This window comes from Cupriavidus sp. 01L45, from assembly GCF_056399885.1.
Genome location: NZ_JBFTSG010000035.1, coordinates 80171 through 93013 on the forward strand (window position 1 = coordinate 80171; position 12843 = coordinate 93013).

11 protein-coding genes and 1 tRNA gene are annotated in these 12843 nt (G+C 66.2%); 10 read left to right on the forward strand and 2 right to left on the reverse strand.

What is annotated here, in order from left to right; all coding sequences use genetic code 11:
* Positions 1-216 precede the first annotated feature (216 nt).
* The 10 genes from AC1DT6_RS23290 (at position 217) to AC1DT6_RS23335 (ending at position 10454) form a co-directional block, all read left to right on the forward strand.
* Positions 217-1455 carry a GTP cyclohydrolase II gene (locus AC1DT6_RS23290; protein WP_441634591.1) on the forward strand — a complete coding sequence of 413 codons (1239 nt, stop codon included), beginning with the start codon at positions 217-219 and terminating at the stop codon, positions 1453-1455.
* Positions 1452-2774 (forward strand): URC4/urg3 family protein, encoded by a 1323-nt coding sequence (locus AC1DT6_RS23295; protein ID WP_477114932.1) that lies wholly within the window; start codon positions 1452-1454, stop codon positions 2772-2774. The genes AC1DT6_RS23290 and AC1DT6_RS23295 overlap by 4 nt, the downstream gene beginning before the upstream one ends.
* A gap of 66 nt (positions 2775-2840) precedes the next feature.
* Positions 2841-3500: a uracil phosphoribosyltransferase gene (gene upp, locus AC1DT6_RS23300; RefSeq protein ID WP_035862882.1), complete on the forward strand. Its 660-nt coding sequence runs from the start codon at positions 2841-2843 to the stop codon at positions 3498-3500.
* Positions 3500-4216, forward strand: a complete 717-nt coding sequence (locus AC1DT6_RS23305; RefSeq protein WP_441634595.1) for a TetR/AcrR family transcriptional regulator — start codon at positions 3500-3502, stop codon at positions 4214-4216. Before upp ends, AC1DT6_RS23305 begins: the two co-directional genes overlap by 1 nt.
* A complete protein-coding gene (locus AC1DT6_RS23310) occupies positions 4206-5213 on the forward strand; it encodes a BMP family protein (RefSeq protein ID WP_477114933.1) in 1008 nt (335 codons plus the stop codon). The genes AC1DT6_RS23305 and AC1DT6_RS23310 overlap by 11 nt, the downstream gene beginning before the upstream one ends.
* A gap of 107 nt (positions 5214-5320) precedes the next feature.
* Positions 5321-6904, forward strand: coding sequence for an ABC transporter ATP-binding protein (locus AC1DT6_RS23315; RefSeq protein ID WP_441634599.1), 1584 nt, complete (start codon positions 5321-5323; stop codon positions 6902-6904).
* Positions 6894-7985, forward strand: a complete 1092-nt coding sequence (locus AC1DT6_RS23320) for an ABC transporter permease (protein WP_441634601.1) — start codon at positions 6894-6896, stop codon at positions 7983-7985. The genes AC1DT6_RS23315 and AC1DT6_RS23320 overlap by 11 nt, the downstream gene beginning before the upstream one ends.
* On the forward strand, positions 7985-8947 hold the full coding sequence (locus tag AC1DT6_RS23325) for an ABC transporter permease (RefSeq protein WP_200876713.1): 963 nt from the start codon (positions 7985-7987) through the stop codon (positions 8945-8947). The genes AC1DT6_RS23320 and AC1DT6_RS23325 overlap by 1 nt, the downstream gene beginning before the upstream one ends.
* A gap of 35 nt (positions 8948-8982) precedes the next feature.
* The gene (locus AC1DT6_RS23330; protein WP_477114934.1) at positions 8983-10254 is read left to right on the forward strand and encodes an amidohydrolase family protein; all 1272 of its coding nucleotides are present in this window, start codon (positions 8983-8985) and stop codon (positions 10252-10254) included.
* A gap of 113 nt (positions 10255-10367) precedes the next feature.
* Positions 10368-10454 (forward strand) — tRNA-Leu (locus tag AC1DT6_RS23335).
* Between the two features lie 88 nt (positions 10455-10542).
* Here the strand turns inward: AC1DT6_RS23335 and AC1DT6_RS23340 are convergent.
* Positions 10543-11412, reverse strand: coding sequence for a YiiX/YebB-like N1pC/P60 family cysteine hydrolase (locus AC1DT6_RS23340; protein WP_441634605.1), 870 nt, complete (start codon positions 11410-11412; stop codon positions 10543-10545).
* Positions 11409-12608 carry a sterol desaturase family protein gene (locus tag AC1DT6_RS23345; RefSeq protein ID WP_441634607.1) on the reverse strand — a complete coding sequence of 400 codons (1200 nt, stop codon included), beginning with the start codon at positions 12606-12608 and terminating at the stop codon, positions 11409-11411. Before AC1DT6_RS23345 ends, AC1DT6_RS23340 begins: the two co-directional genes overlap by 4 nt.
* Positions 12609-12843 lie beyond the last annotated feature (235 nt).

Here is a 12843-nt window from a genome sequence, read left to right on the forward strand (position 1 = left end):
ACCCCGCCCCAGCGGCTGGGTGCCGCTTTTCTTTTGCATGGTGCCTGTGCACCATGAACTGGCCAGCGGGGCGGCGCGCGCACGCGGATGGTGCGGCACGCCATCGTGCGGCATGCAACACAGGGTAGAAACTAGCATTGGGATATGGCACGAAGGTTGCCTACTATGGAATTGCAAACCTGACCGTTTGGTCAGGATTCCTGTTCCGAGGCTGCCATGTCCGACCATATTGTCCTGACTTCGCACGCGCGCCGCGACAAGCCGGCCGAACCCATCCACTGGGGGGCCGCCACGGCGGCGGAGCGCGGACCCGTGATCGCCAGCGTGACCAATCCGGCCCAACGCAATGTCATTGGCACCCACTCCGGCGCCTATGCGGTGTATCGGGCGCTGGCGGTGGCCTCCGGCAAGTTGCAGCGGGATCATCGCGCCGATCTCACCGATACCTCTCCGGCGGAAATCGTCGGGCCCCATCCGCAATGGAGCGACCCGGACAAGATCGTCTCCCTGGATCCTTGGGGCCATCTGGTCTCGACTGCCTTTGCAGACCGCATCGCGGCGGGTATCGATATCCGGCCGACGATCGCCATTACGCGGGCACACATCAATATGCCGGAACTGACGGGAGCCATTGCAGCCGGCCGCCTCACGCCTGACGGCCAGATCCTGCACGCCAATGGCGACGTACGTGTCACCAAGGCAGCGATCGACCCGGTCTGGTACCTGCCGGCGCTCGCGCGCCGCTTCGAGATCAAGGAGAGCATGCTGCGCCGCAGCCTGTTCGAGCAGACCGGCGGCATGTTCCCCGAACTGGTGACGCGGCCCGACCTGAAGGTGTTCCTGCCGCCGATCGGTGGCATGACCCTGTACTTTTTCGGCGATGTGGCCAAGCTGGGCAAGCCCGAGACCAAGGTGGCCTGCCGCGTGCACGACGAGTGCAACGGCTCGGACGTGTTCGGCTCCGATATCTGTACCTGCCGGCCCTACCTGGCGCATGGCATCGAGGTTTGCATCGAGATGGCGCAGCAGGGCGGGGTGGGCCTGGTGGTCTACAACCGCAAGGAGGGCCGGGCACTGGGCGAAGTGACGAAGTTCCTGGTCTACAACGCCCGCAAGCGCCAGGTCGGCGGCGACCGGGCCGAGACGTATTTCGCGCGTACGGAGTGCGTGGCCGGCGTGCAGGACATGCGCTTCCAGGAACTCATGCCCGATGTATTTCACTGGCTTGGCATCAAGCGTATCGATCGCTGGGCTTCGATGAGTAATATGAAGCACGGGGCGCTGACCGCTCAGGGTATCGAGGTGGTCGAACAGGTAGCGATTCCCGATGCACTGATCCCGGCCGATGCCCGAGTGGAAATCGACGCCAAGGTGGCGGCTGGCTATTTCACGAGCTATACCCCGCCCGGTGCCGAGGAACTCGCGCTGGCCAAGGGTAGAGGACTGGACGAATGAACGAGATACCCGAAGCGGGCGGCCCGCAGGGCTCCCCCAGTGCGTTCACGAATGACGCGGATGGCCGCGGCGGATGGGCCAGTCCCGTGCCGGCGGGCCATCCGGCCGCGGCGCTGCTGACCGGCCTGGCGGTACGCACCCGATGCGCCGCCGTGACGGACCATGTGGCGGCAGGCGCGTCAGAGCTGTTCACGTGGCACCCGGAACGGATTCCGGCGGTGGCCGATTATGTGGCGACCACCATCCGGGAACGTTATCCGGACCTGAACGTGCCGTACCACAGCCGCTGGCGCCACTTTGAAAGCGGCGGTCCCGGCGAGAGGCTGGACCGCTGGCAGATCCTGTGCGAACGCGGCGGGCTTTCCGGCGAGGCTGACCGCGAGGAGCGCGCCCGCATCGGCATCGATCTGGTGATTCCCAGCGTATTGCTGGACGCCGGCGCAGGCCCCGACTGGCGCTACCGCGATCCGGCCAGCGACCTGCTGCTGACCCGTTCCGAGGGGCTTGGCGTAGCCAGCTTCGACTTGTTCGCGCGCGGTGGTTTTTCCGCCCAGCCGGGCCAGCCGCTGCGCTCCGATGCCGAGCGGCTGATGCGGATCGACGCGCCTTCCATCGCGACCGCCTTCCAGGTGGCACAGCACAATCGGCTGGTTGGCCTGGACGGCCGTGCCGGCCTGCTGCGCCGGTTGGGCGAAGTGGCGCAGGCCACGCCGGCCGTGTTCGGCACGCCTGCGCGTCTGGGCAACCTGTATGACTACCTCAAGGCACATGCCGTCGACGGCCAGATCGAGGCCGGCTTCGTGCTGACCACGCTGCTGGTAGCGCTCGGGCCCGTGTGGCCGGGGCGCGTCAGCCTCGGTGGCATATCGTTGGGGGACTGCTGGCCACATCCGGCCTGCACCGACGGGCTGGTGCCTTTCCACAAGCTGACGCAGTGGCTGACGTACTCGCTGCTGGAGCCGCTCGAAGATGCCGGCCTGGCCGTGACCGGGCTGGAGGCGCTGACGGGCTTGCCGGAATACCGCAATGGTGGCCTGCTGTTCGATTTCGAACTGATGGTGCCGCGCGATCCCGGATTTGCARCCTTGGCGCATACCGTCGACGAGCCGGTTATCGTGGAGTGGCGTGCCCTTACGGTGACGGGGCTGGACCTTGTGGCCGCGTCGGTGCGCGAGGCGCTTGGCCTGTCGGCCGCGGCGTTCCCGCTTGCCCGCGTGCTGGAAGGCGGCACCTGGGCCGCGGGACGGCGCATTGCCGCCAAGCGCAGGCCCGGCGGTCCGCCGCCGTTCGTCATCAATAGCGATGGCACGGTGTTCTGACCGATATCGCAGCCACGCGCCGAGCCGCAGCAAGACCTCTTCGCGACCGCCCTCCAGGAGCGCATCATGACCGACCTCTCCGCCGTACCGCCCGTCACTCCGTCCGTGCTGGTGGTGGACCATCCGCTCGTGCAGCACAAGGTCACGCTGGTACGCAGCGAAGACACCACCACGGATAACTTCCGCCGGCTGGTGCGCGAGATCAGCCAGTTGCTGACCTATGAAGCGACCCGCGACCTGGCGATGGAAACGATCTCCATCAAGACCCCGATCGCGCCCATGCAGTCGCCGGTGCTGTCGGGCAAGAAGCTGTGCCTGGTATCGATACTGCGCGCCGGCAACGGTTTCCTGGATGGCATGCTGGAGTTGCTGCCGGCCGCGCGGGTAGGGCACATCGGCTTGTACCGCGACCCCGAAACGCTGGAGCCGATCGAGTACTACTTCAAGATCCCGGAGGATATCCACGAGCGGCTGGTGATCGTGGTGGACCCCATGCTGGCCACCGGCAACTCCGCCATTGCCGCGCTCAATCGCCTGAAGGAAGCCGGCGTGAGCACGCTCAAATATGTGTGCCTGATCGCGTCGCGGCAGGGGCTGCGTGCCCTGCAGGCAGCGCACCCCGACGTGGCCATCGTCACCGCCGCCATCGACGAGGAGCTCAACGAGCACGGCTACATCGTGCCCGGCCTGGGCGATGCCGGCGACAGGCTCTACGGCACCAAGTAATGGAAGCGCCGGCCACGGCGCCGCCGCCATGCTTTCCGCTGCCGCGGGAGGCGGCGGGCGGCCGTATCCGCCAGGAGAACGAGGCGCTGATCCTGCACGCGGCCGAGCATGTGTTCGCGCGGGCCGGGTTTGCCGGTGCCACCATGAACGAGATCGCCACGCGCGCCGGCGTGCCGAAATCCAACCTGCATTACTACTTTCGCACCAAGCAGGCGCTGTACCGGGCGGTGCTGGCCCATACGCTCGCACTGTGGCTGTCCGAGACCGACATCATCGACGCGGGGCAAAGCCCGCAGATAGCTCTTGAACAGTACATCCGCGCCAAGATGCGGTTGTCTGCGAGCCATCCCGACGCCTCGCGCGTATTCGCCAATGAACTGCTGCACGGTGCGCCGGAAATCCGCGATGTGCTCAACGGCGCGCTGCGCGCGCTGGTGGCGCGCAAGGCCGGCGTGATCCGTGAGTGGATCGCGCGTGGCGAGATGGCCAGCGTGGATCCGCAGCACCTGTTTTTCACCATCTGGGCCGCCACCCAGACCTATGCCGATTTCGAGTCGCAGGTATGCGCCGTGCTTGGGGTGAGCCACCTGGGCCAGCGCGACTACGAACAGGCCACTGACCATCTTGTGCGGCTTTTGCTGCGCGGATGCGGGCTGGAGTCGGCCGGCCTGGCCACGGAGTTATCGTCAACAAGGGGAGAACGTCATGAGGTTTGAGGGTAAGCGCAGGACCTGGTTGAAATTCGCGGCGGCCGCCGCCAGCGTGGCCGCCCTTGGCGGCGCCGCGCCCGCGCAGGCGCAAGCCAAGCTGAAGGTGGCGGCGGTGTATACCGTGCCGGTCGAACAGCAATGGRTGTCGCGGATTCACAAGGCGCTCAACGAGGCCAAGGCACGCGGCGAGATCGACTATGTATTCTCGGAGAGCGTGTCCAATGCCGACTACGAGCGCGTACTGCGCCAGTATGCCGAGCAGGGGTCGGCGCTGATCCTGGGTGAGTCCTTCGCCGTGGAGGCGGCGGCGCGCAAGGTGGCCAAAGACTATCCCAAGACCGCCTTCCTGATGGGCTCCTCGGGCAAGCCGCAGGCGCCGAATTTCTCGGTGTTCGACAACTACATCCAGGAGCCTTCCTACCTCACCGGCATGATTGCCGGCGGCATGACCAAGACCAACCACATCGGCATGGTGGGTGGCTATGCCATCCCCGAGGTCAACCGGCTGATGCACGCCTTCATGGAAGGCGCGCGCGAGGTGAATCCGAAGGTCAGGTTCACCGTCAGCTTCATCGGTTCCTGGTTCGATCCGCCCAAGGCCAAGGAGGCGGCTTTCGCCATGATCGACAAGGGTGCCGACGTGCTCTACGCCGAACGCTTCGGCGTATCCGATGCCGCCAAGGAAAAGGGCAAGCTGGCAATCGGCAATGTCATCAACACCCAGCCGCAATATCMCGCCACGGTAGTGGCCTCGGCGCTGTGGAATATGGAGCCCACGGTCGGCGCGGCGCTTGGCAAGGTCAAGGCGGGCCAGTTCAAGAGCGAGGACTACGGTCCCTACTCGCTGATGAAATTCAAGGGGGCCGAACTGGCGCCGCTGGGCACGTTCGAAGGCAAGGTTCCCGCCGATGTGATGACCAAGGTGAGGGCCAGGGAGAAGGCCATCCTCGACGGCAAGTTCGCAGTCAAGGTGGTGGAGACGGAGCCGAAGTCGACGCAGTGAGGGCGGCTTTCGCCTCGCTATTCCCCGCCGCTGGCTTGCCCCCTTTCCTCCGCCTGGGAGCGAAGAGCAAGCCAGCGCAACCTGACCGCCACATCGATCAACCACCCATGCAAGTCCCCATCCTGCGCCTGAGCAACATCACCAAGCGCTTCGGCCAGCTGACCGCCAATGACGATATCTCGCTGGAACTGCGGCGCGGCGAAGTGCTGGCCCTGCTGGGCGAGAACGGCGCCGGCAAGAGCACGCTGGTCAGTATCCTGTTCGGGCACTACGTGGCCGATGCCGGCACGGTGGAGGTCGACGGCCAGCTTTTGCCGCCCGGCCAGCCACGCGCGGCGCTTGCCACCGGCATTGGCATGGTGCACCAGCATTTCACGCTGGCCGACAATCTCTCGGTACTGGACAACATCATGCTCGGCACCCAGCCGCTGTGGCATTGGCGCCTGGAACGGCGCGCGGCGCGTGACAGGGTGCTGGCGCTGGCCGAGCGCTTTGGCCTGGCCGTGCGGCCGCAAGCCAGGGTGGGCGAGCTGTCGGTGGGCGAGCGCCAGCGCGTGGAGATCGTCAAAGCACTGTACCGCGGCGCCCGCGTGCTGATCCTTGACGAGCCCACCGCGGTGCTGACGCCGCACGAGTCCGAAACGCTGTTCGCCACGCTGGCGCAGTTGATTGCCGAGGGGCTGTCGGTGATCTTTATCAGCCATAAGCTCGACGAAGTGCTGCGGGTGTCCGATCGCATCGCCGTATTACGCGGCGGGCGGCTGGTGGCGCAGTGCACGGCGGCGCAGACCAGCAAGGCCGAACTGGCGGAACTGATGGTGGGCCGGGTGGTGGCCATGCCGGAACGCGCCGCGCGGCTGGACGCGGACGGTGCCAGTGAGGCGCCCGCCGTGCTGGCGTTGCAGAAGATTGGCGCGTGTGGCGCGGACGGCCGCGCGCTGTTGCGCGAAGTCAGCCTGCAGGTACGGGCTGGCGAAATCGTGGGCATCGCCGGCGTGTCCGGCAACGGCCAGGCCGCGCTGGCGGAACTGACCAGCGGCACGCTGGCGGCCGCCGAGGGCCATGTCACGTTGGCTGGCAAGCCAATGCCGGCATGGCCGCGCGCATGGATCGAGGCAGGCGTGGCGCGCGTGCCGGAGGACCGCCACGCGGTGGGCGTGATCGGCGACCTGACCGTTTGGGAGAACGCCGCCAGCGAGCAACTCGGCGAGCCGCGTTTTTCTCGTGGGGGGGTGATCCGGCGCGCGGCGGCGCAGCGGTTTGCGCGGGAACTGGTCGCGCGTTTCGACGTGCGCACCGCCGGTATCGACGTGCCGGCCCGGACCATGTCGGGCGGCAATATGCAAAAGCTGATCCTGGGCCGGGCGCTCTCGGTGCGGGGCGAAGGGAGGGTGCCGCTGCTGGTCGTGGCCAGCCAGCCCACCTGGGGGCTGGACATCGGCGCGGTGGCCTATGTGCGCGCGCGCCTGCTCGATGCAGCGCAAGAGGGCGCGGCCGTGTTGCTGATCTCGGAAGACCTCGATGAACTCCATGCGCTGGCCGACCGCATTGCCGTGATGCACGCAGGCCGGCTGACCGAGGCGCGTCCGACGGCAGCATGGACGCTCGGAGAACTCGGACTGGCGATGGCCGGTGCCGGCGAAGGCGCGCATGGCGCTGCTGGAACGGGGGAGGTACTGCATGCGGCTTGAAGCCCGAAGCGGCGTCTCGCGCGTGGCCATGCTGGCCGCGCCGGTCATGGCGATCGTTGCTACCTTGCTGATCTGCGCCTTGTTGGTGCGTTGGGCCGGTGCGCCGGTGGGACGTGCTTACATGCTGCTGCTCGAAGGCGGCTTCGGATCGCGTTTTGCCTGGTCGGAAACGCTCACGCGCGCTACGCCGCTGATCCTGACCGGCTTGTCGGTTGCTGTAGCCTTTCGCGCTCGCCTGTTCAATATCGGCGCCGAAGGGCAGCTCTATCTCGGCGCGCTGGCGGCGGTGGCCGTTGGCGGGCAGGTCGATGGCGCGGCGGTGCCCTGGGCGCAGCAGTTGCCGACGGGCTTGCTGTTCGTGCTGATGGTGGCGGCCGGCATGCTGGCCGGTGCCTTGCTGCTGCTCGGGGCTGCATGGCTCAAGACGCGGCTTGGCGTGGATGAGGTGGTTACGACCTTGCTGGCCAACTTTATCGTGCTGCTGTTTGTGTCAATGATGCTGGACGGCCCGATGAAAGACGCCACGGCGATGGGGTGGCCGCAATCGGTGCCGCTGGTGCCGGAACTGGAATTGTCGAAACTGATGGCGCGCTCGCGCGTGCACAGCGGGCTGCTGCTGGCTGGCGCGCTTGCCGTGATCCTGTGGGCGGTCAACCGCTTCACGGTGTTCGGCCTGCAGATGCGCGCGGTGGGCGCCAATGCGCGCGCCGCGGCGTTCGCCGGCATGCCGGTGCGGCGCGTGACGATGTGGGCCGCGCTGTTGTCGGGCGGGCTGGCGGGATTGGCAGGCGTGGTGGAGGTGGCAGGGCGCACCAGCTATCTCACGCTCGATATTTCGCCGGGCTACGGCTACGCCGGTGTGGTCATCGCCATGCTGGCGGGGTTGCATCCGCTAGGCGTGGTGGCGGCGTCGGTATTCGTGGCGGGGGTGCTGGTGGGGGCGGACGGCATGAGCCGCGCGGTGGGCGTGCCCAACAGCATTGCCGACGTGATCGTGGCGGTGGCGCTGCTCGCCATGCTGGTGGCCACCATGCTGACACGCTACCGTATCCGTTTCGATGCGCGGGGCAAGGCGGCCTGATGGAATTGCTCGATATCCTGGCCTCGGCGCCATTCTGGATCGCGGTGCTGCGCGTGGCCACGCCGCTGGTCTTCGGCACGTTGGGCGTGTTGCTGTGCGAGCGCGCCGGCGTGCTCAACCTCGGCATCGAAGGCATCATGGTGGCCGGCGCGTTCGGCGGCTGGCTGGCGGTCTATCATGGCGCCCCGCTGTGGGGCGGGGTCGCTGTGGCTGCCGCCGTGGGACTTGCCTTCGGCCTGCTGCATGGCTGGCTGACGGTGAGCCTGGCGCTGTCGCAGCACGTGGCAGGCCTGGGCGTCACCATGCTGGCCACCAGCCTGTCCTACTATGCCTACCGGATCGGCTTCGCCTCGGTGTCCACGCCACCCACCATCACGCCCTTCGCGCCGATGCGCTGGATCGAGGACGTGCCGCTGCTCGGCCGCGTGCTGGGCCCCGTCTTCGGCCAGGAAAGCGCGTTGACGCTGCTGGCGCTGGGCCTGGTGCCCGTGGTGGCCTGGGTGCTTTATCGCACGCCGCTCGGCCTGGCCGTGCGCATGGTCGGCGAGAATCCCGCTGCGGCGGAGGGGCAGGGGATTCGGGTAGGCGCCATGCGCATCGGTGCGATCATGGCCGGTTCGGCGTTGATGGCGGTGGGGGGTGCATTCCTGACGCTGTCCGCCTTTAATGCGTTCTTCTTTAATATGATCAACGGGCGGGGCTGGATCTGCGTGGCCCTGGTGGTGTTCGCGTCCTGGCGGCCGGGCCGCGCGCTGGCGGGTGCCTTGCTGTTTGCTGCCTTCGATGCGCTGCAACTGCGCCTGCAACAGAGCGGTGCCAGCCTGCCGGGTCTGCCGCCGCTGCCGTATCAGCTGTACCTGATGCTGCCGTACGTGCTGTCGATTCTCGCGCTGGTGCTGGTGGCGCGGCGCGCCACATACCCGCAGGCGCTGATGAAGCCCTATCGCAAGGGCGAACGCTGAGTCCAATCACACGTAGCGAATAACAAACAACCACTATGCTCGATCTTATCCTGCGCAACTGCACGCTCCCCGATGGCCGCACCGGCATCGATATCGGCATCGCGGGCGACCGCATCAAGGCAGTCGAGCCGGCGCTCAAGGCGCCAGCGGCGGCCGAGGTCGATGCGGCGGGGCAGCTTGTCACGCCGCCCTTTGTGGATGCGCATTTCCATATGGACTCCACGCTGTCCTACGGTTTGCCGCGCATCAACCAGTCGGGCACGTTGCTCGAAGGCATTGCGCTATGGGGCGAGCTCAAGCCGCTGCTGACGCAGGATGCCATCGTCGAGCGGGCACTCGCCTATTGCGACTGGGCGGTGGCCAAGGGGCTGCTGGCGATCCGTTCGCATGTGGATGTGTGCGATCCGCGCTTGCTTGCCACCGAGGCGCTGCTGCACGTGCGCGAGAAGGTGCGGCCTTACCTTGACCTGCAACTGGTAGCCTTTCCGCAGGACGGCGTGCTGCGCGCGCCCGGCGCGCTCGACAACCTCAAGCGCGCCCTGGGCATGGGCGTCGACGTGGTGGGCGGCATCCCGCATTTCGAGCGCACCATGGCCGATGGCGCGGAGTCCGTGCGCATCCTGTGCGAGCTGGCCTGCGAGCGCGGGCTGCGGGTGGACATGCATTGCGACGAGAGTGACGATCCGCTGTCGCGCCATATCGAGACACTGGCATGCCAGACCGTGCGGCTCGGGTTGCAGGGCCGGGTCACGGGTTCGCACCTGACCTCGATGCATTCGATGGACAACTACTACGTGTCCAAGCTGATTCCGCTGATTCGAGAATCCGGTGTGGCGGCCATCGCCAACCCGCTGATCAACATCACGCTGCAGGGCCGGCACGACACCTACCCGAAGCGGCGTGGCATGACCCGCGTGCCGGAGTTGCTGGCCGGGRGCGTGCCGGTGGCATTCGGCCACGATTGCGTGATGGATCCCTGGTACAGCCTGGGCTCCGGCGACATGCTGGAGGTGGCGCATATGGGCCTGCATGTGGCGCAGATGACGGGGCAGGAGGCGATGCGCGCGTGTTTTGCCGCCGTCACCGAGACGCCGGCGCGGATCCTCGGGCTGGAGGGCTACGGCATCGCACCGGACTGCCGCGCGGACCTGGTGCTGCTGCAGGCGCGCGACCCGGTCGAGGCAATCCGCTTGCGCGCTACCCGTCTGCTCGTGCTGCGGGCGGGCAAGGTGGTGGCGAGCACGCGTCCGGCTACCGCCACCTTGCACCTGGATGGCAGGCCCGGGCAGGTCAGTTTCCAGCCTTGAGTCCGGTTTTGGGAAGACTGGGAAGAAATTGCAGGGCAGGTGTTGACAGCTGATTATGTAATCAGCATAATGTTGTTCTTCGCAGCGCTGCAGCAGAAAAGCAGTGAGACGAAGCCCAGATGGCGAAATTGGTAGACGCACTAGGTTCAGGTCCTAGCGGTGGCAACACTGTGGAGGTTCGAGTCCTCTTCTGGGCACCAAGACTCGATGAAAAAGGCCGTTGCTTATGCAGCGGCCTTTTTCTTTTGTGCCGCGCGATCTGTGCCGCGGCAAGGCCTTCTGGTCTGCTCAAGGTCCTGCGGACCAGGATTGCATCCTCCACTCATCGTCGTCCGCGGACTGGCTTGCCGATGTGCCATCGGCCCTCAAGGCCGATACCGGCGTCAGCCGCCCTACATAAGCCAGCTTGCGCGTGACCTGGAAAGAGGGCACGTCGCCTTCCCGCATATGCAGCAGGTCGGCCGGCGAGACCGCGTCGTCCGCCGCGCTTGTCAGCGACAGGCCGGCCGCCCGGTAGGACGCGAGCACCAGTTGCGAGCAGAAGAAGCTGTTGCGCGCATCCAGCTCGTTGGGCGCCATCTGGATGGCGCTGAAGCTGCGCATGCAGGCGTTGCGGACCACGCCGGGCACACCCGGCAGTTCGCACAGACGCCGCTCCAGCGAAAACGGCGCATGCATGGCGATGCCGAGATGGTTATACGGCTGGCCTACCTGGGCCATCGCGAAGGCATGCAATTTCAGGCGCATACCATCGTCGAGCCCGGGGTGGCGGTAAGCCACGATGATGTCGCCGTCATTCAGCGCCTGTTGCAGCGGATAGACCCGAACGCCAGAGCCCACTGCCTCCACCACATTGCCGCCGCCCACATAGACGGCCGAATGGCTGACCTGCGATATCGTCGCCAGCCGGATCGCCGAAGAGTTGAATGAGGTGGCTGCCGAGAGCAGGATATCGCCGACCTGCAAGGCGTCGATATCGAGTGGGCGCACTCCGACCCCGGACACCTCCAGGCTCATCTGCTGGAAGCGTAGCGGCAGCCCGGAGCCCTGTGCCGCAGCGACATTGAGATCGTCCGCGTGGCTGCCCCATTGCGTCGCGCAGCCGCCCAGTGCGAGGCCCGCCAGCGCCGCACCGGCAATCATCAGGAGCCGGCTCATGCCTCGTCGTCCTTGCGCGCCGGAGGCATGCGCCGAAAGGGGAAGAGTTGCTGCCGTATGAAGCCATCGGGCATGTAGTCGCCGACCACGCCGTATTTTTCGGGGAAGCGCCTGCCGGACTTCACCGCGGTGCCGAACAGGTAATCGAGGAAGGCGTAGTGCGCCGAGTAATTCTTGTCGATCGCCTCGTCATCCGAGGCGTGGTGCCAGTGATGGAAATCCGGCGTCACCACCAGGTAGCGCAGCGGGCCCCACGGCAGGTGGACATTGGCGTGGTTGAATACCGCCTGGAAGCCCACGATGATGATGTACGCGTCGATGACAGCCTTGTTGAACCCGAGCACATACAACGGCGCCAGCACCAGCACCCGCGTGAATACCAGTTCGAGGATGTGCTGGCGCGAACCGGCGAGCCAGTCCATGGTCTTGGTGCTGTGGTGCACGGAATGGAATTTCCACAGGAAGGGCACCTCGTGATAGGCCCGATGGGTCCAGTACTGCGCCAGGTCGGCTGCCAGTATGCACAGCAGCAGTTGCAGCAGGAAGGGGATACCTCCCACGAAAGCATGCACGCTGTCGCGTACCAGCCAGCCGAACAAGCGGAAGATCAGGAAGTTGACCGTCAGCAGGATCAGGCCAACGATGAAGTGATTGACCGCGAAATGCACGAGGTCGGTCTGCCATTCGCGGCGAAATACGGCTTGCCCGCGATAGAGCGGGAACATCTTTTCGATGACCACGAAAATCAGTGTCGAGCCCAGCAGGTCGAGGATGAACCAGTCCAGGCCGATATATGGCGTGTGGTCCGGGAAGTCCCCCACCGGTACTCGCGAGCCACCGAGCGCCACGGCCAGCGCCACGAGCGCGAAGGCAGCGGCATTCAGACTGCGGCGGCGCCCCAGCACCAGGTTGCTCAGCGACAGGCCGCCTGACACCAGCAGCGCGGCAAACAGGACGTGGCGCAATACGTCGACCGAATACTTGTGGCGCAGTTCGGGCGTGGTCAGGTATTGCGGGAAATGGAAAGCGATCACGCCCAGCAGGCTGAGTCCGCCCAGGGCCAGCGCAAGGATGGCCGTGATCAGGCCGCGTCCGGCCGCAAGCTCGCCGCTGCTGCCCAGCAGGTCGCGCGTATCGCGCAACACGTTGTGCACCGGGGCGATTGGCAGTTTCCCGGCTGCGCCGTTCTGTTTCATTTTTGAATCATCGGACCCGCCAGGATTTTCAGGCCTGTCGGTCGAATCGCTATTTATCCGCATCTTCCGCTATTCCGTTGTTTTGCTTCTTCTTGTTCTGCTACGGCTGGCGCGCCGGGCATCGCTGCCGGGCCTGGCTGCCAGCCGCGATCCTAGCGGAGCGCTTTCGATTTGCATAGCAATGTGGCGCCGTCCGACACGTTCCGGCCGGCAGGCGAACGGTCCTGTGCGGCGC